We start from the raw sequence: 20,063 nt of genomic DNA, 5'->3' as shown, positions 1-20,063 counted from the left end.
GACCCGGAGGAAGAGGGGGCGCGCGATCGAGTGCGGGCGCCAGGCGTGATGATGCTGGGTACACCGTCACGACCTCGACAGGGACCCCACACATGCGCGCCATTCCGCTCACCGTCACCCTCCTCGCCACCGCCCTCGCCCTGACCGCCTGCGACGGCGGCGGCGGCGGCGGCACGAACGGCAAGGGCGGCGCGGCCTGTGCCGTCGGCGGGGTCTCCGTGCAGATCGGGTCGGCGAGCGTGGCCCCGGCCGCCGGTGACACGGGTGAGGTGCCCGTCAGCATCACCAACCAGAGCGCGCCGTGCACCCTGGACGACTTCGCCGGCGTCGCGCTGGACGCCGGCGGCACCCGGGTCACCGTCCCCGCCCTGAAGGACGCGAAGGCGCAGAAGCTGAAGCTCGCCAAGGGCGACTCCGCGTCCTTCACGATCAGCTATGTGCGCGGTGCGGCGGGCGACGGGGCCAGTGTGGCGGCGAAGACGGTGGAGATCAGCCTGCCGGGCTCCAAGGACGTCAAGAGCTTCCCGTGGACGTACGGCCCCGTCGGTGTCAAGGCCGGCCAGGACACCCCGGACGCCTCCGTGAGCGCCTTCCAGCAGTCGGGCGACTGAGCCGAGAACACGCCCGCGCCCCGGACCCACGCTCACTCCGCCCCACGGTGGCTGGGACGGACCTGCCCGCCGACGGCCGGTACCGGTGCCGGTGCCACCGAGGAGGCCGGCCTCCCCCAAGTCGGCCGCGCTGCCCCGGACGACGAAGTTACGGGCGAAGCGGCCTTCGGGCGCGGGCGTTGGTCCAGGCGTACCCCGGCTGCCACCCTCGGCGTGCGGCTCGCCCGGCTCCTCCTGAGAGGCGCGACCCGAGCCGGTCCCGAGGCACGCGGTGCCCTCCACCCGACCCGCCACGTCAGCGACCCCACCCGCACGGACCAAGACGCCCCCAGCAATCCGGCAACCGAACCCCGAACACACCCCCACCCCCGAGCCCACGCTCACTCCACCGCACGACGAGGCGCGACCCGAGCCCGATCCGCCGCCCGGGCGCCCTCCGCCCAGCCCGCCGCGTCACCGACGCCACGCAGGCGGGTCGAGGTCGTGTGCGGGAACATGCGCTCCATGTGTTCGCTCACCGCGACCTCCCTGGTGGCCAGGACCGGAAGCAGTTCGGGGCCGGCCTGGGTCTCGGCGGCGGCCATGAGGCGGTCGCCGACGCGGTGGGCGTAGGCCGCGAGAAACGACTGCCGGAAGGTCTTGGTCCGCTTGCGACCGCCCGCCCGCTGCGCCGCCTCCGCCTTCGTCATCGCGTGCGTGGCCTGCACCAGCAGCGAGGTGTAGAGCAGTTCGACCGCCTCCAGGTCGGCCGCGAATCCGACGACTGTGGAGAAGCCGAACGGCTCGTGCCACACCGCGCGGCAGTGGTTCGCGGTGGCGACCGCGTCCAGCAGCACCGCCTTGGCCTGCTCGTACGGCGGCTCGACCCCGATCCGCCAGGCGCCGGGCGCGTCCGCGGCGGGCGCCTCGGCGGCCAGCAGCGCCTCATCGATGCTGTGCCGGGCCATCAGCTCCTGCGCCTTGGCGCTCAGCGCCTCCGCCTCCTCCGGAAACCCGGTCGCCTCCGCCTTGGCGAGCAGCGCACGGATCCGGCCGAGCATGCGGGCGGCCGGACGCCCGCGGTCAGGCGCCTGCCCGTCCGGGCCAGGCCGGGCGCTCGGGGGATCCACCGGCGCCTCCAGGGCGGGCAGCCGCAGCAGCAGCCGGTACAGCTCCAGGACGGCGACCGCGTGCGAGAAGCGGTCCGTCCCGCGCGCGGGAGCGGCCGGAAGGCCGGCGAGCTGCGCCGCCCAGCGCGGGCCGCGGGGCCCGTCGGCCGCCGCCTGCGCGCGGATCAGCGCCGCCGCCAGCCCGACGTGCACCTCCTCCAGCTCGCGCCGCACCATCCGGACGACATCGGCGGGCTGCCAGCCGCGCCGCCAGGACGCCGCCACGAACTCCTCGCCGCGCCGGGCGAGTGCGGCGTCCGCGGCGGGGTCGGCCGCGAGGAGGGACGCGCCCGTGTCGAGGCCGGAATCGGTGCCGTCGTAGAGGGCGGCCCGGAAGGCCCGCTCCACCGTGCTGGTCGTACTGCTGCTCACCCGTCGATCGTGCCACGCGCCACCGACAGCGGTTCGCGTTGTCCACACCCTGTGGAAAACCCCCCGCCCCGGGCGTCGATCCGGCGAGGCTCTGGATACCGATCCGGGAGCGGAGCCTGGGCGGCGACCCGGGCGCGGAACCTGGGCCCCGGTGCGGGCATGGGCCCTGGACCCGGCGCGGGCTCCACCCGACGGGCCGGTGTGGGCGCGGACCCGATCCGCCGGTGCGTGCCACCCCGGTCCGCGATTCTCGCTCGCCTCCGCCGAAGCGGGCGGGCGCGCCTCGAACGCGTCCCCATCTTCAGCGGACGGTGTCGTCGAGGCTGGCGGTGCGGCTAGCGGCGATTCCCAAGCGCCACCCCATCGGAGTGTCAACTTCGAGTTGACACCCACAGGCTGTCAACCTAAGGTTGACGCATGACGACCAATCGCGGAGTCGGCGGGACCATCCGTCTCGACGACCTCATCGACGCCATCAAGAAGGTCCACACCGAACCCCTCGACCAGCTCCAGGACGCGGTGATCGCCGCCGACCACCTGGGCGACGTGGCCGACCACCTGATCGGGCACTTCGTGGACCAGGCGCGGCGCTCGGGCGCGTCCTGGACCGAGATCGGCAAGAGCATGGGGGTCACCCGGCAGGCGGCCCAGAAGCGCTTCGTGCCGAAGGAGTCGATCGACCTCGACCCCAACCAGGGGTTCAGCCGCTACACCCCGCGCGCCCGGAACGTGGTGATCGCCGCCCACGCCAAGGCCAAGGAGTCCGGCAACGCCGAAGGCGTGCCCGCGCACCTCGTCCTCGGGCTGCTCGCCGAGCCGGAGGCCATCGCCGCCAAGGTGATCACCGCGCAGGGCGTGTCGCTTGAGGCGGCCCGCGAGGCGGCCACCGCGGCGCTGCCGCCGGCCGCTGAGGACGCGCCGGACCTGGTCCCGTACGGCTCGGACGCCAAGAAGGTCCTGGAACTCACCTTCCGCGAGGCCCTGCGGCTCGGCCACAACTACATCGGCACCGAGCACATCCTGCTGGCCCTGCTGGAGCACGAGAACGGCGAGGGTGTGCTCAGCGGCCTCGGCATCGACAAGCCGACGACGGAGCGGCACGTCGCCGAGATGCTGGAGGAGATCGTCCAGCGTCACAAGGAGGAGGACCGACCGAGCGACTGAGGCCCAAGACACCCGACTGAGGTACTGAAACCGCAGGTCAGAGCGGATTGTCAGACCCGCCTGCCACACTCGCCGACATGACCGACCGCTGGGCGCTCGCTCCGGCCGAGGACGGTGGCGTGGACATCGCCCCCCTCGGCCCGGACGGGCTGCCCGCCGGTCCGGTGCGGCGGGAACCCGATCTCGCCGGGGCGGTACGGGACCGGCCTGAGGTGACGCGCTGGGTGTGGCGGTCGACCCCCGAGGTCTACCCGCGTCTGCTTGCCACGGGGGTGCGAGTGGACAGGTGCTACGACATCGAGGACGCCGAAACACTCCTGCTGGGCCACGAGGGGCGGTACGGCGAGCCACGCTCGGCCGCCGCCGCCCTGGCCCGGCTGCGCGGCGGCCCCGTACCGCCCGATCCGCCGCTGCGCCCGGCCGAACCCGGCGCGCAGTCACCGCTGTTCGAGCCGCAGGGCACCCGCCTGCCGCTCGACGACCTGATCGCGGTCTACGCCGAGCAGCAGCGGCGGCACGCCAGGGCGGCCCATCCCGACCGGATGCGGCTGCTGACCGCGGCCGAGTCGGCGGGGATGCTGGTGGCCGCCGAGATGAACCGCGCGGGCCTGCCCTGGCGCGCGGACGTGCACCGCGAGGTGCTGGACGGCCTGCTCGGCGAGCGGTACGCGGGCGGGGGCGAACCGCGTCGGCTGGCCGAGCTGGCGGACGAGGTGTCGGCGGCGTTCGGCCGGCGGGTGCGGCCCGATCTGCCGACGGACGTCATCAAGGCGTTCGCGCAGGCCGGGATCAAGGTGAAGTCCACCCGTCGCTGGGAGATCGAGTCCGTCGACCACCCGGCGGTCAGACCGCTGCTGGAGTACAAGAAGCTGTACCGCGTCTGGGTGGCGCACGGCTGGACGTGGTTGCAGGACTGGGTGCGGGAGGGCCGGTTCCGGCCCGAGTTCCTGGCCGGCGGGACGGTCACCGGGCGCTGGGTGACCAACGGCGGGGGCGCGCTGCAGATACCCAAGGTGATCCGGCGGGCGGTGGTCGCCGAACCCGGCTGGCGGCTCGTCGTGGCCGACGCCGACCAGATGGAACCGCGCGTGCTCGCGGCGATCTCTCGCGACCCCGGTCTGATGGAGGTGGCCGGACGCGCGAGCGACCTGTACCAGTCGGTCTCCGACCACGCCTTCTCCGGCGACCGCGCCCAGGCCAAGCTCGCCGTGCTGGGCGCGGTCTACGGCCAGACCTCCGGCGACGGCCTGAAGAACCTCGCCGCGCTCAGACGCCGCTTCCCGCAGGCGGTGGCGTACGTGGACGAGGCGGCCCGGGCCGGCGAGGAGGGCCGGCTGGTGCGGACCTGGCTGGGACGGACCTGCCCGCCGGCGGCCGGCGCCGGTGCCGCCGAGGAGGCCGGCCTCCCCCAGGAGGAGCCGGGCGAGCCGCCCGCCGAGGGCTGGCAGCCGGGGTACGCCTCGACCAACGCCCGCGCCCGAGGCCGCTTCGCCCGTAACTTCGTCGTCCAGGGCAGCGCGGCCGACTGGGCCCTGCTGCTGCTCGCGGCGCTGCGCAGGACCTGCGCGTCCATGGCGGCCGAACTGGTGTTCTTCCAGCACGACGAGGTGATCGTGCACTGCCCGAAGGAGGAGGCCGACGCCGTCGTCGCGGCGATCGCACAGGCGGCGGACCTGGCGGGACGGCTGACGTTCGGCGACACACCGGTGCGGTTTCCGTTCACGACGGCCGTGGTGGAGTGCTACGCGGACGCCAAGTGACCACCGCCACCGCCCCCTGCCGGGGCGGCCACCACGACTCGACCGAAGCCACGCGGGCCAGGGGTCACTGAGTCCACGTCAGACCAGGCGCGGCCGAGGCCATATGAGATGGGGCGACGGGCGGGCGTCGAAGCGGCATCAGCGGACGAGCAGGCGACGAGCGGGACGGCCGAGCCACACAGGCGACGGGCGGGCAACCGAGACGGCATCAGACAACGCACCGCCGGCCGTAGCAACGGCATACCACGGGCGAGCAACCGAGGCGGGTCAGATGACGGGCTGACGACCGAAGCAACGGCACACGACGGACGGACGGCCGGGACCAGGTCGGCTGACGGGGCCGGTGGCCGAGCCGGGGCCGATGACGCTGCGGATGGCCGGGATCAGGTCAGATGACGGACGGACGGCCAAGGCCAGGTCGGCTGACGGGGCGTGCGGCCAGCCAGGGGCCGATGACGCTGCGGACGCGCGGTGACCTGAGGCCGGGTCAGATGACGGGCGGGCGGCCGAGGCGGGTCAGTTGCCATACCGTCCGCCACCGCATGGGGCGGCGCTCACCGGCCGACTGTCGCAGCCCCTCCACGAAGCCGCCGCACCAGGCCCGCAGTCCGCCCGCCGACCGGGTGCGGACGAGCGTGAGAAGCGTCCACACCCCGAGGTGCACCGGGATCAGGGCGAGCGGCAGCCGGCGCCGGACCAGCCAGACCCGGTTGCGCGCGGTCACCCGGTAGTAGATGGCGTGCCGGGCCGGCGAGGTCCTGGGGTGCCGCAACAGCAGTTCTGGCGCGTAGAGGATCTTCCAGCCGGCGTCCGCGGCCCGCCACGCGAGGTCCGTCTCCTCGTGCGCGAAGAAGAACTCGGCGGGCCAGTCCCCGGTCTCGTCCAGCATGGCCATGCTCAGCGCATGCCCGCCGCCGAGGAAGCCGGTGACGTAACCCCCGCGCAGCGGATCGGAGTTGCCGACCCTGGGCACGTGCCGCTGCTGGGTCTGTCCCGTCTCGTCGGCGATACGGAAGCCGACGATGCCCAGCCGGGGGTCGGCGGCATACAGATCGCGTACCCGGCGCAGCACGTCGGCGTCGACGAGCAGTCCGTCGTCGTCCAGTTCCACGACCACGTCGACGTCGCCGAACTCCCGCAGCCGGGCGAGGGCGACGTTTCGGCCGCCGGGGCAGCCGAGGTTCTCCTCCACGTCGATGGTGGTGACCTCGCCGGGCAGCGACAGCCGCCGGGCGAACTCGGGCAGCCGGCAACCGTTTCCGACGATCACGATCCGGGTGGGGGCGAGGTCCTGCTTGGCCACGGACTCCAGCAGGGCGTCGACCTCGGCGGGCCGGTTGCCCATGGTCACCACGGCGACGGCGATCCTCGGCTGCACCACGTCCCTCACCCCATCCGGCCGTCGGCGGCAGCCGCGCCCGGCCGCGCGGCGCCCACCGTTCACCAAGATGTTCCCTCAGATCCGCCGATACCCCAGACTCCGCTTCCCTTTCCAGCCCTTTTACTCCGCCTTTGACCCCAATTTTCGACCTGAAGGTGCCGACGGGCTGGCAGGAGACGGCGGATGCGGCGGGGGATGGTGCTGGCCCCCGTCCGCTTCGGCGAGCCGGACCGCAGAGGTGACCGCGAACCGTCGGTCGCTTTCTCGTACGTGTGCGACCGGGCCCTGTCGCTGGACGAGCCGAAGCGCCGGCCACGCGAGGTGGAGCGGCTGCTCCAGGGTCTGCCCAGGCACCTCGCCGTGTCCGCCTCGCCGGGCTGCTCGCCGCGGTGTTCGCCGAGCCCGTGGCCGTTCGTCGCCGCCCACGGCCGCACGGTGACCGCCAAGGTCATCGACCAGGGCGTGAACCTGGCCAGGGAACGTGCCAAGTGGGGCCCCTGCCCCCTCCGCTCACGCCTCGCTCACCCAAGCCGCCCCCGGCAGCCAGCCAGGCGACGCGACAGGTCTCGAATCAACCAAAAGGCCAGGTCACGTGCAATGTGACCTGGCCTTTTCCGGAGCCGCTTTCGGGATTCGAACCCGAGACCTACGCATTACGAGTGCGTTGCTCTGGCCATCTGAGCTAAAGCGGCATGCTGCCCGCGACTATGGTGCGATCGGCAACGTCGGTAAGTCTACACAGTTTCCGAGGGTGCTTCGTACGCGCCCCGGAGGGGCTGCCTCCGGGGCGTGCGGCGGGCTATGAGCAGCGCTTTCCGTTGGCCGGAGGGGTGCCCTCCAGCAGGTAGGCGTTGATCGCGGAGTCGATGCAGGCGCTGCCGCGGCCGTAGGCGGTGTGGCCGTCGCCGGCGTACGTGAGCAGGCGGGCGGAGGCGAGCTGGTGGGCGAGGGACTGCGCCCAGGGGTACGGCGTCGCCGGGTCGCGGGTGGTGCCCACCACCACGATCGGGTCCGCGCCCTTGGCCTCGATGCGGTGCGGCTCGCCCGTGGCCCGCACCGGCCAGTACGCGCAGTTCAGGGACGCCCAGGCAAGGCCCTTGCCGAAGACGGGGGACGCCTTCTCGAAGGCCGGGAGGTCCTTCTCGACCTGCTCGGGGCTGTCGAAGGCCGGCGGCAGGTCGAGGCAGTTCACGGCGGCGTTGGCGAACATCAGGTTCGTGTACTGGCCGTCGCCGTCACGCTCGTAGTAGCTGTCCGAGAGCGCCAGCAGGCCGGCTCCGTCGTTGTTCTTCATCGCCGAGGTGAGCGCTTCGCGCAGCCGGGGCCAGGCCGCCTCGTCGTACATCGCGGCGATCACCCCGGTGGTGGCGAGGGCTTCGCCGAGCCTGCGGCCGTCCGCGTCGCCGGCCGGGACCGGGTGTGCGTCCAGCTTGCGGAAGAAGGCCGCGAGGTGGTCGCCGACCTGGGCCGGGGGCGCGCCCTTGCCGCCGAGGGGGCAGTCGGTGTGCCGGACGCAGTCCTTCGCGAACGCCTGGAACGCGGTCTCGAAGCCCCTCGTCTGCTCCAGGTTCAGCTGCCGCGCGGACAGCGACGGGTCCATCGCGCCGTCCAGGACGAGCCGGCCGGCCCGCCCGGGGAACAGCCCGGCGTATGTCGCCCCGAGGAAGGTCCCGTAGGACGCGCCCACGTAGTTCAGCTTCCGGTCCCCGAGCACCGCCCGCAGGATGTCCATGTCCCGGGCGGCCTCCACCGTGGACACATGGCGCAGCAGCCGCGACGAGCGGGCCCCGCAGCGCTCCGCGAACTTCTTGTACCGGCCGACCAGCGCGTCGGTCTCCTTGCGGTCGTCGGGCGTGACGTCCGACTGCGTGTATGTGTCCATCTGCCGCCCGTCCAGGCACTGGACGGGCTCGCTGCGGGCGACGCCGCGCGGGTCCATCGACACCATGTCGTAGCGGGCGCGGATCTCGGCCGGGTAGCCGATGCCGGCGAACTGCTGGAGGTAGCCGACCGCGGAGCCGCCCGGGCCGCCCGGGTTGACGAGGAGCGAGCCGAGCGGCCGGCCCTCGCCGGTGGCCTTCTTGCGGGCGACGGCGAGCCGTACGTCGCCCGCGCCGGGCTTGGCGTAGTCGAGCGGCGCCTTCAGCGTCGCGCACTGGAAGCCCTCGACGCCGCAGTCGCGCCAGGCGAGCTTCTGCCCGTAGTACGGCGCGAGCGCGGCCGGTGTCGAACTCGGCAGCGGGGCCAGGGCGGGCTGCGCCGCTTCGCTGGTCGCCGTCATCGAGTCGCCGGCGGAGCACGCGGTGAGCAGCAGCCCGGCTGCCGTGAGGGCGGCGGCCAGGGCGCGGGCGGTGGCCTTGGTCTGGCGGGGGGTTCGCCTGGTGTGCATCAATCGAGCGTAACGCTGAGCGATGGGGCGGATGCGATGCGTGCTCTTCATGGCTCTTACGGGTGATGACGTCAACGACGCGATGGCCTGGGCCCTGGACGAGTGAGCGGCGCGTCCCGGACCGGCGGCCGGGGTCAGCCCGCTCTCAGTGCCAACGTCATCGCCTCCACCGCGAGCAGCGGCGCCACATTGCGGTCCAGGGCCTCCCGGCACGCGGAGATCGCCTCAATGCGGCGCAGTGTCGCCTCCGGTGAACTGGCGTGCGCCACCCGCTCCACCGCCTCCTCGGCGTCCGTGCTGGCCATCGCCACGCGGGAGCCGAACTGGAGGGCGAGCACATCGCGGTAGAAACCGGTGAGGTCGCCGAGGGCGACATCGAGGCTGTCCCGCTGTGTCCGGGTTCTGCGTCGCTTCTGCATGTCCTCCAGGTCCTTCATCACGCCCGCCGTGCCGCGCGGCAGCCGTCCGCCCTGGGCCGCGCCCAACGCAGCCTTCAGCTCCTCGGTCTCCTTGCCGTCCGTCTCCTCGGCGAGCTGCTTGGCGTCCTCGGCCGCCGCGTCGACCAGTTGCTGGGCCGCCTTGAGGCAGTTGCCGACCTCGTCGAGGCGGAGCGGCAGCTTCAGCACGGAGGCGCGGCGCTCCCGTGCGGCCGGGTCGGTGGCCAGCCGGCGGGCCCGGTCGACATGGCCCTGGGTGGCGCGGGCCGCCGCCGCGGCCACGTCCGGCTCGACGCCCTCGCGGCGGACGAGCATGTCGGCGACGGCGTCCACCGACGGTGTGCGCAGGTTGAGGTGCCGGCAGCGGGAGCGGATGGTGGGCAGCACATCCTCGATGGAGGGCGCGCACAGCAGCCAGACCGTGCGGGGTGCGGGCTCCTCCACGGCCTTGAGCACGGCGTTGGCCGACTTCTCGTTCAGCCGCTCGGCATCCTCGACGAGGATCACCTGCCAGCGGCCGTTCGCCGGTGCCGTGAACGACTTGCGGACCGTGTCCCGCATGTCTTTGACAAGGATCTCGCTGCCGACCGCGGCGACCGTGGACACGTCCGCGTGGGTGCCGACCAGAGCCGTGTGGCAGCCGTCGCAGAACCCGCAGCCGGGGGCGCCGCCGAGCGCGCGGTCGGGGCTCACGCACTGCAGGGCCGCGGCGAAGGCCCGCGCCGCCTGGTTGCGGCCCGCGCCGGGTGGGCCGGTGAACAGCCACGCGTGCGTCATCCTGGACGCCTCCGGCGGCGGCGCGTCCGAGGCGGCGGCGGTGACGAGGGCGTCAGCGTCCCGGGCCGCCGCGTCGAGCAGCTCGCTCACCTTCTCCTGCCCGACGAGGTCGTCCCACACGGTCATGGGTCACTCCGCCCTTCCGTCACGTTCCGCGTTCCGGAGTCCATTGTGCGGGTGCCCACTGACAACGGGCCGCCGACCGCCTTCGCCGACGGCATGCGCGGACCGCCTTCGCGAACCACTGGCGCGGACCGTCGTCAGTAACCGCCGTCGGTGACCGCCTTCACCGACCGCACCCGGTGACCGCATCCGGTGACCGACATCCCGCGGCCGACCAGCCGGTCGCGGCAGGGCGTACCAGGTGTACGCACCGCGGCCCGCAGCGGCGGAGCGGTCAGCCGCGCCCCCGGCCCCGTCGGTCCCGGTTCTCGTCGTACTCCTCGGCCTCGTACGACCCGAGCAGTTCGTCCGCCAGCGACGGCAGGTCGTCCAGCGGCGTCTCCTCAGCCCAGTCGGGCCGCGGTCGGCGCCGGGCCGCGCCGCCGGCGTCGGTGTCCGCGTCGACCTGCGGCATCTCGCGCGTACGGTCCTCGGCGTCGCCGCCCGCCGCCGAAGGCCGCTCGTCCCGGAAGAAGTCCCGCGGGACCCGGTCCGCCGGATCGTCGGCCGGTACGGGCGGCAGCACGGCGGTCTCGTCCGCCGCGCCCGGGGCGACCGGCGGCAGCACCGCAGTCTCGTCGGCGGCCCCCGGCACGACCGGCGGCTGCGGCAGCTTCGCCGTCACCTCGGACTCGGACTCCGCCTGCCGGCCGGGGCGAGCCCTGCCGTCCCGCTCCTCGCGCACCGGCCGCAGCACCGCCGTCTCGTCCGCCCCGGGCGTCACCATTGGCGTCTCCACGGTCGTGGCCTCCGGCGTCACTCCGGGAGCCGCCGGCCGCGGTGCCGTGGGCTGCTGGGCCACGGCATCGGCCGCGGCCGCCGCCTCGGCGGCCCGGCGCCTGGCCTCCTCGGCCCGCAGCAGCGCCTCTTCGGCCTTGCGCTGCTTCTCCTGGCGTCGCGCCTCCTCCTCGGCGCGCAGCCTGGCCTCCTCCTCGGCCTGCCGGCGCCGGCGCTCCTCCTCGGCCTTGCGGCGAGCCTCCTCCTCGGCACGGGCCTTCTCCTCGGCGAGGAGCCGCTGCCGCTCCTCCTCCGCCCGGCGCCTGGCCTCCTCGGCCCGCAGCCGGGCCTCTTCCGCCTGCCGTTCGGCCTCGCGGCGCTGCGCCTCCTCCAGCTCGCGCTGCTTGCGCTCCTCCTCCTCGGCACGCAGCCGGGCCAGCTGCTCCTGGCGCTCGCGCTCCAGGCGCTCCTCCTCGGCCTTGCGGGCGGCCTCTTCCTCGGCCTTGCGGCGGGCCTCCTCCTCGGCGGCCTTGCGGGCCTCCTCCTGTGCCTTGATCTCGGCCTCGGACAGCGGCAGCACGATGTCGAGACGGTGCCGGATGACGGTGGTGACGGCCTCCGGTTCCTGGCCCGCGTCCACAACGAGGTAGCGGCCGGGGTCGGCGGCGGCCAACGTCAGGAAACCGGCTCGCACGCGCGCGTGGAACTCGGCGGGCTCCGACTCCAGCCGGTCCGGGGCCTCCGTGAACCGCTCGCGGGCGGTCTCCGGGGACACGTCCAGCAGGACGGTCAGGTGCGGGACCAGCCCGTTGGTCGCCCAGCGGTTGATCCTGGCGATCTCGGTCGGGGACAGGTCGCGGCCTGCTCCCTGGTAGGCGACCGACGAGTCGATGTAACGGTCGGAGATGACGACCGCGCCCCGCTCCAGCGCGGGCCGCACGACCGTGTCGACGTGCTCGGCGCGGTCGGCGGCGTACAGCAGCGCCTCCGCGCGGTGGGACAGTCCGGCCGACGACACGTCCAGCAGGATCGACCGCAGCCGCTTGCCCACGGGGGTGGCCCCGGGCTCGCGGGTGAGGACGACCTCGTGCCCCTTGGCCCGGATCCACTCCGCGAGGGCTTCGGCCTGGGTGGACTTCCCGGAGCCGTCGCCGCCCTCCAGGGCGATGAAGAAGCCGTTCGCGGCGGGCGCCTGCGCCGGGTCGTCGCCGCCGAGCAGCGCGTCCCGCAGGTCCTGCCGCAGCGGGACGCCGGCCCGGTCGTCGACCTTGGCCAGCACCAGCGCGGCCACCGGCAGCAGCAGCGCGCCGACCAGCATCAGCGTGAAGGCGGCGCCGCCGTGCGCGAACACGAACCTGCCGTTTTCCAGGCGGTGCGGCCCGATGAGAGCGGCCACCAGGGGCGCGATCAGCGCGCCGGCCGCCACGAAGACCCGGACGACGGCGTGCAGGTGCTCGGTGGTGCGCGGCCGACGGTGGTCCTCGGTCTCCTGGTCCAGCAGCGCGTGCCCGGTGTTGGCGGCCACACCGGCGCCGACCCCGGCCAGCGCGACGATCAGCACCACGCTGGTGACGTCCGGGACGAGCCCGGCGGCGAGCAGGGCCACACCGGTGAACGCGATGGCCAGCGACAGCAGCCGACGGCGCGAGAGCGACGGCAGGACGGCGGGGGCGCTGCGGATGCCGACGACGACTCCGCCGGTCAGCCCGAGCACCAGCAGGCCGTAGAGCACGGGGCCGCCACCGAGTTCCGTGGCATGCAGCACCGAGACGGCGACGGCGGCGGAGACGGCCCCGGCGACGGCGGCGCAGGCCGGCACCAGCAGCGGGATCGCGCCCGTGCGGCCCTTGTCCACGCCGGTCCCGGTCCTGGGGCGGCGCAGTCCTTCGAGCGGGGACCTCGGGCGCGGGGTGCGCGTGCCGGGCAGCTCCAGGAAGGTCACCACCGACAGGGACGCGGCGAACAGCCCGGCGGCCACATACGAGCCGAGCGCCACCTGATGCTGGTCGAACCAGCCGACGCCGGTGCCGAGCAGGTTGTTCAGGAGTGCCCCGACGACCAGGGCGGCGGCGGCCAGGGGGACCGCGGCGAAGCTCGTGCGCAGCGCAAGCCGGCGCAGGGCGTCCATGTGGTCCGGCAGCGGTCGCACCGTCGCCCCCTCCGGGGGCGGGGCGGGCAGCAGCGCGGGGGCCGCGCTCTCCCGGCACACGGCCCAGAAGCGCTCGGCGACCCCGGTGACGAAGACGGTCACCAGGAGGACGGCGAGCGCGTTGTCCGGTGTCCAGTCGATCCACAGCGGGGCGACGATCAGCAGCGCGGCCCGCAGGCCGTCGGCGCCGACCATGGTCCAGCGGCGGTCGAGCGGGCCTTCCTGGGAGGTGAGGGAGGCGAGCGGGCCGAGGAGGACGGCTCCGAAGAGCAGCGTCGCGAGGACGCGGGCCGCGAACACGGCCGCCACCGCGAACGCCACGCCGCGGTAGCCGTCGCCGAACGAGCCCTCGGCGATGGCCGCCTGGAGGGCGAGCACGACCAGCACCAGCAGCGCGAGGGTGTCCCCCACGCCGCCGACAAGCTGCGCGCTCCACAGGCGCTTCAGCTCGGGCTGGCGCAGCAGGGCGCGGACGGCGCGCTCGCGGGAGTCCGCCACGAGTGCGTCGTCGGGGGTCGTCCTGTGGGCCGTTGGCTGCTCGGCTCGCGTCATGCGTTCAGCCTATCGGCAGCCACCGACAGCCAGCGGCGGCCGTCCGAACGTGCGCACGCCCCGACACCAAAGTGATGCCTGGGCGTGCCCTTCGCGCACCGGATGTACGTGATGTGAAGGACCGACGACGTCGTGCCCACGCCGTCCGGGCCGTCAGTCCTCCACGGACGCCTTGGAGGCCGTCGCCTTCTTGGCGGTGGTCTTCTTGGCCGTGGTCTTCTTCGCGGCGGAGGTCGCCTTCTTGGCCGCCGTCTTCTTCGCCGCGGTCTTCTTGGCCGGGGCGGTCTTCTTGGCGGCCGCCTTCTTCGCCGTCTTCTTGGCGGGGCCCTTCGCCCGCTTCTCAGCGAGCAGTTCGAAACCGCGCTCCGGGGTGATCGTCTCGACGCTGTCGCCGGAGCGCAGGGTCGCGTTGGTCTCCCCGTCGGTGACGTACGGTCCGAAGCGGCCGTCCTTGACGACCGCCGGCTTGCCGCTGACCGGATCCGCGCCGAGTTCCTTCAGCGGCGGCTTGGCGGCGGCGCGGCCACGCTGCTTGGGCTGGGCGTAGATCGCCTCCGCCTCCTCCAGCGTGATCGTGAAGAGCTGGTCCTCCGACTGCAGCGAGCGCGAGTCGGTGCCCTTCTTCAGATACGGCCCGTAGCGACCGTTCTGCGCGGTGATCTCCACGCCGTCCGCGTCCGTGCCGACGACCCGCGGCAGGGACATCAGGCGCAGCGCGTCCTCCAGCGTCACCGTGTCCAGCGACATCGACTTGAACAGCGAGGCGGTGCGCGGCTTGACGGCGTTCTTGCCCGTCTTCGGGGTTCCCTCGGGAAGGATCTCGGTGACGTACGGGCCGTAGCGGCCGTCCTTGGCGACGATCGGGCGGCCGGTCTCCGGGTCGGTGCCCAGGGAGCGCTCGCCGCTCGGCTTGGCGAGCAGTTCCTCGGCCAGTTCGACGCTCAGCTCGTCGGGCGCCAGGTCCTGCGGGATGTCGGCGCGCTGGTGCTGCTCGGTGTCCTTCTCGCCCCGCTCGATGTACGGGCCGTAGCGGCCGACCCGCAGCACGATGTCGTTGCCCACCGGGAACGAAGACACCTCGCGCGCGTCGATCGCGCCCAGGTCGGTCACCAGCTCCTTGAGACCGCCGAGGTGGTCCCCGTCGCCGTTGCCGGCGTCGGCCGCGCCACCCGTGGCCGTGCCCTCTCCGAAGTAGAAGCGCTTCAGCCACGGCACGGCCTGGGCCTCGCCGGCCGCGATGCGGTCGAGGTCGTCCTCCATCCTGGCGGTGAAGTCGTAGTCGACGAGCCGCCCGAAGTGCTTCTCCAGAAGGTTGACGACGGCGAAGGACAGGAAGGACGGCACCAGCGCCGTGCCCTTCTTGAAGACGTAGCCGCGGTCGAGGATCGTGCCGATGATCGACGCATATGTCGATGGGCGGCCGATCTCTCGCTCTTCCAGCTCCTTGACCAGGCTGGCCTCGGTGTAGCGGGCCGGGGGCTTGGTGGCGTGCCCGTCGACCGTGATCTCCTCGGCGCTCAGCGCGTCGCCCTCGGCGACCTGCGGCAGCCGGCGCTCGCGGTCGTCCAGCTCGGCGTTCGGATCGTCGGCACCCTCGACATACGCCTTGAGGAAGCCGTGGAAGGTGATCGTCTTGCCGGACGCGCTGAACTCGACGTCCCGCCCGTCGGCGGCCCTGCCGCCGATCTTCACGGTGACGCTGTTGCCGGTCGCGTCCTTCATCTGGGAGGCGACCGTCCGCTTCCAGATCAGCTCGTAGAGCTTGAACTGGTCACCGGTCAGACCGGTCTCCGCGGGCGTGCGGAAACGATCACCTGAGGGCCGGATCGCCTCGTGCGCCTCCTGCGCGTTCTTGACCTTGCCGGCGTACGTACGCGGCTGGGACGGCAGGTAGTCCGCGCCGTACAGCTGCGTGACCTGGGCACGGGCGGCGCTGATCGCGGTGTCGCTCAGCGTCGTGGAGTCCGTACGCATGTAGGTGATGTAGCCGTTCTCGTACAGCTTCTGCGCGATCTGCATGGTCGCCTTCGCGCCGAAGCCGAGCTTGCGGCTGGCCTCCTGCTGGAGCGTCGTCGTACGGAACGGGGCGTACGGCGAGCGGCGGTACGGCTTGGACTCGACGGACCGGACCGCGAAGCGGGTGCTCTCCAGGGCGGCGGCGAGGGCGCGGGCGTTCGCCTCGTCGAGGTGGAGGGTGTTCGCGCTCTTGAGTTGTCCCAGGGAGTCGAAGTCGCGGCCCTGCGCGACCCGCCTGCCGTCGACGCTCTGCAGGCGGGCGACGAGCGACGACGGGTCCGACGGATCCCCCGCGCGGCCGGTCGCGAAGGTGCCCGTCAGGTCCCAGTACTCAGCAGAACGAAAAGCGATGCGGTCGCGTTCCCGCTCGACCACGAGCCGGGTGGCGACGGACTGGACCCGGCCCGCCGACAGGCGCGGCATGACCTTCTTCCACAGGACCGGCGAGACCTCGTAGCCGTAGAGGCGGTCGAGGATGCGGCGGGTCTCCTGGGCGTCGACGAGCTTCTGGTTGAGCTGGCGCGGGTTGGCGACGGCGGCGCGGATCGCGTCCTTGGTGATCTCGTGGAAGACCATCCGCTTGACCGGGATCTTCGGCTTGAGGACTTCCTGGAGGTGCCAGGCGATCGCCTCGCCCTCCCGGTCCTCATCGGTGGCGAGGAAGAGTTCGTCGGAGTCCTTCAGCAGATCCTTGAGCTTCTTGACCTGCGCCCTCTTGTCGGCGTTGATCACATAGATGGGCTGGAAGTCGTGCTCGACGTCCACGCCGAGGCGGCGCACCTCGCCGGTGTACTTGTCCGGCACCTCCGCGGCGCCGTTGGGAAGGTCGCGGATGTGCCCGACGCTCGCTTCGACTACGTAGCCGGGGCCCAGGTAGCCCTTGATCGTCTTCGCCTTGGCAGGCGACTCGACGATGACGAGTCGGCGGCCGCCCTGTGCGGTCTCGCTGGTCGGGGACAACTTCGCTCTTCTCTCCGGTCGACGCTTGGGGCCTCCCCAGGCCATTGTCCCGGGGTCGGGTGGTGGTGACGCTGCGGAGTGTGACGGTACATCCCGCCCCCGTGTCAAACGGGAAAAGCCCGCAACGGCCACTCGAACGGTAACCCGACTACCGCCATTCCTGCCGCCCGGACCGCTCGGGTACCCCTGCGGCCGTGCCCGGAGGGTGACGCTCCCCTTACGCCTGGAACAGCAGGCGTGGCGCCCTCAGATGCGGGTGAAGCAGTACGCCCCGAGGCCCAGCGCGATCACCGAAGCGAGGCCGGTGAGGGTCGCGGATGCGACTCGACTCACACCGTGGGCGATGGGCTCGCGGCGGTGCAGCCGCGTGCCGGTCCATGCCAGCAGAGCACCCCCGAACAGGGCGAACACCACTCCCGCGAAGATCGCCGGTCCGCTCTCCATGGTTCCTCGCGCCCCTTTCCCCCCGTCCATGCGTACCCAGCGCCGGGAGACTGGCACGCGCGGGCGGCGGGCGGGCGAATCCGAGGTGAACGCGCGGTCGGCGCCCCCGTCCCGTCCACGTCAGAACCCACCCGTCCAGAACCGGTCGCCCACCTCGTTCCGGCCGATTTCCCTCACGGAGGACACACGGGTCACAGAGAACGCCGGCTACGGATTATGGAGAGCCCATGGAGCACGGTGACGCGGCGAGGCGCGGCGGCGCGCAGGGCGCGGCAGGCACGCCAGCCACAATGCCGCAGGGACGCGGTAACCACGCAGGCCACAGCAGACGCCCATGCCGCAAATGACGCATCAGTCGCACGGCATCCGGACCGCCCTGCGGGAGCCGCACGAGTCACCGCGGCGCGCAGGGCACAGAGGCCCATTCAAGCCGCAGTGTGCCCGGGCCAAGCCGGCCGTCTCGTCACGCCGGTTCCAGGAAGCCCTGTTCCACGAGGACGCGGATCTGCGCCGGCGTACGGTCGCGCAGGACTACCGGATCCTCGCCCAGCAACTGGGCGATGGCGTCCAGAATGCGGCCCGCGCTCAGCGTGCCGTCGCACACGCCCGCGAAACCGGCGCCGACGGTGTCCACCTTGGTGGCGCGCCGCATCCCGCGGTTCTGGCGCAGCACGACATGCTCCGGGTCCTCGGCGCCGGGCAGCCCGACCTGCTCCTGCACGACCTCCGCGACGAGCCGGAAGTGGCTGTCGAGCAGGGCCGCGTCGTCATGCTCCCGGAGGTAGTCGAGGCGGGCGAAGTGCGCCCGGACCGCCTCGCCGAGCGGCTGTTCGATCGGATGCGGCCACTCCTCCACGGTGACGGAGGACGCCGCTGCCCCCGTCCTGCGCAGCGTGATCCATCCGAACCCGACCGCCTTGACCTTGCGCGCCTCGAACTCGTCGAGCCAGGCGTCGTACCGCGCCTGGTACTCGGCGGCGTCCCCACGGTGGTCGCCGGCGTCCCTCAGCCACAGTTCGGCGTACTGCGTGATGTCCTGCACCTCGCGCTGCACGACCCAGGCGTCGCACCCGCGTGGCACCCACGATCTGATCCTGTCCTGCCAGTCCTCCCCTTCCACGTGCTGCCAGTTGGCGAGGAACTGCGCGAACCCGCCCACGTTCAGCCGTTCCCCCGATTCCTGAACGAGCGAGCGGCACAGATCGTCCCCGCCCATGCCACCGTCCCGGTAGGTCAGTCGGGCGCGGGGCGAGATCACGAAGGGCGGGTTCGAGACGATCAGGTCGTACGTCTCCCCGTCCTTGACCGGCTCGAACAGCGATCCCTCGCGCAGGTCGGCGGCCGGTGCGCCGGACAGGGCGAGGGTCAGCGCGGTCATGTGCAGGGCGCGCGGGTTGACGTCGGTCGCCGTCACGCGCGTGGCGTGCTGGGCGGCGTGCAGGGCCTGGATCCCGGAGCCGGTGCCGAGGTCGAGCGCGGCGGCGACGGGCGTGCGCACGGTGATGCCGGCGAGGGTGGTGGAGGCGCCGCCGACCCCGAGCACGACTCCTTCGTCCCGGTTCCCGATGCCGCCCGCGCCGCCGACCGCGCACCCGAGGTCGGACACGATGAACCAGTCCTCGCCGCCCGGACCGCCGTACGGCCGTACGTCCACGCTCGCGGCGACCTCGTCCCCGCCCGTGCGCACCAGCCAGCCGCTCTCCAGGCACTCCGGGAGGGGCAGCACGTCCGCCACGCGCGCGTACGGGACGGGCTGCTGGAGCAGGAACAGCCGCACCAGCGTCTCCAGCGGCGTGTCGCCGCGGGTCGCCCGGAGCGCGGGCACGGTCTCGCTGCGGGCCAGTGCCGCATAGGCCGGGGCGCCGAGCAGTTCGAGCAGCCCGTCGGCGGTGAAGGAGGCGCCGAGCAGGGCCTCACGCAGCCGGGCGGCGACATCGGGGCGTTCGGAGGACGGCAGGGAGCGCTGGGTGGCGTTACTCACGTGTCCCATTGTGTCCGCTCGTACGGGCGGTGCACGCACCCGAGCCCTCCAGGGGCCGGCCCCGCCACAGCCCCCGGATCAGCCCGCGGTCTGCGAGGCCGACGCGGACGCGGACGCCGACTTGCAGGTCTCCTGCTGGGCCATCGCCTTGCCGACGTCGCCCTCCTCCAGGTTCTTGAGCGCGTCGTTGCCGGTCTTGCTCAGCTTGGACAGCTCCGTCGCGATGTCCTTGAGACCGTCGGCGAACTTCCCCTGGTTCTTGGTGTCCAGCTCGTCGACCTGCTTCTTCAGGGACGCGTACTGGGCCGAGATGGCGTTCAGCTCCTTGACGGCGTCCTGCTGCTTCTTCTCGCCGCCGTCGACGGCGGGCGCCCCGGCCGAGCTGACGGCGGCACCGATCGCCTTGTAGGCGTCCGACATGTCCTGGAAGGCCTGCGCGTCCGTCTTCTGCACGTCCGCCGGTGCGCTGTTGTCCGAGGTCTGCTTCTGTATCGCGGTGTTGGCGGAGGCGATCTTCTTGGCCTGCGGCTGTACCGCGTCGCAGACCTGCTTGGCCCAGGCGTCCAGCTTTTCGTTGGTGTCGTCGCCGCTGCATCCCGTCAGCGCCAGCGCCAGTACCGCGCCGCCGGACAGTGCGGCCGCGAGCTTCTTGTTCACCGGATCGGTCCCTTCCGTGGCTCTCGGCCCCCGGACCCTACACGCCACACCGTCCGCACCCGCCGCCGTACGTCCGTTAAGAACACTTTTGACGCCATTTACTCCGAGGGAGAGAAGGCTCACGGTCGCAGCGGCCGGCACACGCGCGTGAAGTGCGCGGGCACACGCGCGTGAAGTGCGCGGGCGCACGCGCATGAAGCAGGCAGGCGCATGACAAACGGGCGGAGCACGCGCGTGAAGCAGGCAGGCGGCGCATGAAGCGGGGGGGGGGGGGGGGGGGGGGGGGGGCGCCGCGCCCCCCCCCCCGGGGGCGGGGGGGGGGCGGCCGGGCCGGCAACCGCCGCGGCCGCGCCCGGGGGGGCCCCGGGGGCGGGGGGAGGAGGGGC

12 protein-coding genes and 1 tRNA gene are annotated in these 20,063 nt (G+C 72.9%); 3 read left to right on the top strand and 10 right to left on the bottom strand.

Translation table 11 applies throughout. The features are described 5' to 3' along the window. Positions 1 to 92: 92 nt before the first annotated feature. Positions 93 to 611, top strand: a complete 519-nt coding sequence (locus ACIRFL_RS23070) for a DUF4232 domain-containing protein (protein ID WP_404031338.1) — start codon at positions 93 to 95, stop codon at positions 609 to 611. Positions 612 to 991: 380 nt separating this feature from the next. On the opposite strand, the gene ACIRFL_RS23065 is transcribed toward ACIRFL_RS23070, so the two are convergent. After that, entirely contained in the window at positions 992 to 2,131 is a 1,140-nt protein-coding gene (locus ACIRFL_RS23065) for a DUF2786 domain-containing protein (RefSeq protein ID WP_404031335.1), read from the bottom strand. A gap of 417 nt (positions 2,132 to 2,548) precedes the next feature. Here ACIRFL_RS23065 and ACIRFL_RS23060 point away from each other — a divergent pair, with 417 nt between their 5' ends. Continuing rightward, positions 2,549 to 3,295: a Clp protease N-terminal domain-containing protein gene (locus tag ACIRFL_RS23060; protein ID WP_404031332.1), complete on the top strand. Its 747-nt coding sequence runs from the start codon at positions 2,549 to 2,551 to the stop codon at positions 3,293 to 3,295. A 77-nt stretch (positions 3,296 to 3,372) separates the two neighbouring features. Further along, entirely contained in the window at positions 3,373 to 5,055 is a 1,683-nt protein-coding gene (locus ACIRFL_RS23055; protein WP_404031329.1) for a bifunctional 3'-5' exonuclease/DNA polymerase, read from the top strand. Positions 5,056 to 5,542: 487 nt separating this feature from the next. Here ACIRFL_RS23055 and ACIRFL_RS23050 read toward each other — a convergent pair whose 3' ends face one another. The 9 genes from ACIRFL_RS23050 to ACIRFL_RS23010 form a co-directional block, all read right to left on the bottom strand. Next, positions 5,543 to 6,436 carry a glycosyltransferase family 2 protein gene (locus ACIRFL_RS23050; protein ID WP_404031327.1) on the bottom strand — a complete coding sequence of 298 codons (894 nt, stop codon included), beginning with the start codon at positions 6,434 to 6,436 and terminating at the stop codon, positions 5,543 to 5,545. 618 nt (positions 6,437 to 7,054) lie between these two features. After that, positions 7,055 to 7,128: transfer RNA gene (locus tag ACIRFL_RS23045), tRNA-Thr, on the bottom strand. A 107-nt stretch (positions 7,129 to 7,235) separates the two neighbouring features. Then, the gene (locus tag ACIRFL_RS23040; RefSeq protein WP_404031324.1) at positions 7,236 to 8,825 is read right to left on the bottom strand and encodes an alpha/beta hydrolase; all 1,590 of its coding nucleotides are present in this window, start codon (positions 8,823 to 8,825) and stop codon (positions 7,236 to 7,238) included. A 134-nt stretch (positions 8,826 to 8,959) separates the two neighbouring features. Then, positions 8,960 to 10,165, bottom strand: a complete 1,206-nt coding sequence (locus ACIRFL_RS23035; RefSeq protein ID WP_404031322.1) for a DNA polymerase III subunit delta' — start codon at positions 10,163 to 10,165, stop codon at positions 8,960 to 8,962. A gap of 271 nt (positions 10,166 to 10,436) precedes the next feature. Further along, positions 10,437 to 13,619, bottom strand: coding sequence for a dTMP kinase (gene tmk, locus ACIRFL_RS23030; protein ID WP_404031320.1), 3,183 nt, complete (start codon positions 13,617 to 13,619; stop codon positions 10,437 to 10,439). 153 nt (positions 13,620 to 13,772) lie between these two features. Continuing rightward, positions 13,773 to 16,595: a type I DNA topoisomerase gene (gene topA, locus ACIRFL_RS23025; protein ID WP_404031317.1), complete on the bottom strand. Its 2,823-nt coding sequence runs from the start codon at positions 16,593 to 16,595 to the stop codon at positions 13,773 to 13,775. Between the two features lie 246 nt (positions 16,596 to 16,841). Then, positions 16,842 to 17,039, bottom strand: coding sequence for a hypothetical protein (locus ACIRFL_RS23020; RefSeq protein WP_404031315.1), 198 nt, complete (start codon positions 17,037 to 17,039; stop codon positions 16,842 to 16,844). A 463-nt stretch (positions 17,040 to 17,502) separates the two neighbouring features. Next, on the bottom strand, positions 17,503 to 19,029 hold the full coding sequence (locus ACIRFL_RS23015; RefSeq protein ID WP_404031312.1) for a methyltransferase: 1,527 nt from the start codon (positions 19,027 to 19,029) through the stop codon (positions 17,503 to 17,505). Positions 19,030 to 19,098: 69 nt separating this feature from the next. Next, positions 19,099 to 19,677: a small secreted protein gene (locus tag ACIRFL_RS23010; protein WP_404031309.1), complete on the bottom strand. Its 579-nt coding sequence runs from the start codon at positions 19,675 to 19,677 to the stop codon at positions 19,099 to 19,101. Positions 19,678 to 20,063: the final 386 nt, after the last annotated feature.

Origin of the sequence: Streptomyces sp. NPDC102462 (assembly GCF_044765425.1) — a bacterium.
GTDB lineage: Bacteria > Actinomycetota > Actinomycetes > Streptomycetales > Streptomycetaceae > Streptomyces.
This window is presented reverse-complemented; position numbering and strand designations above follow the sequence as displayed.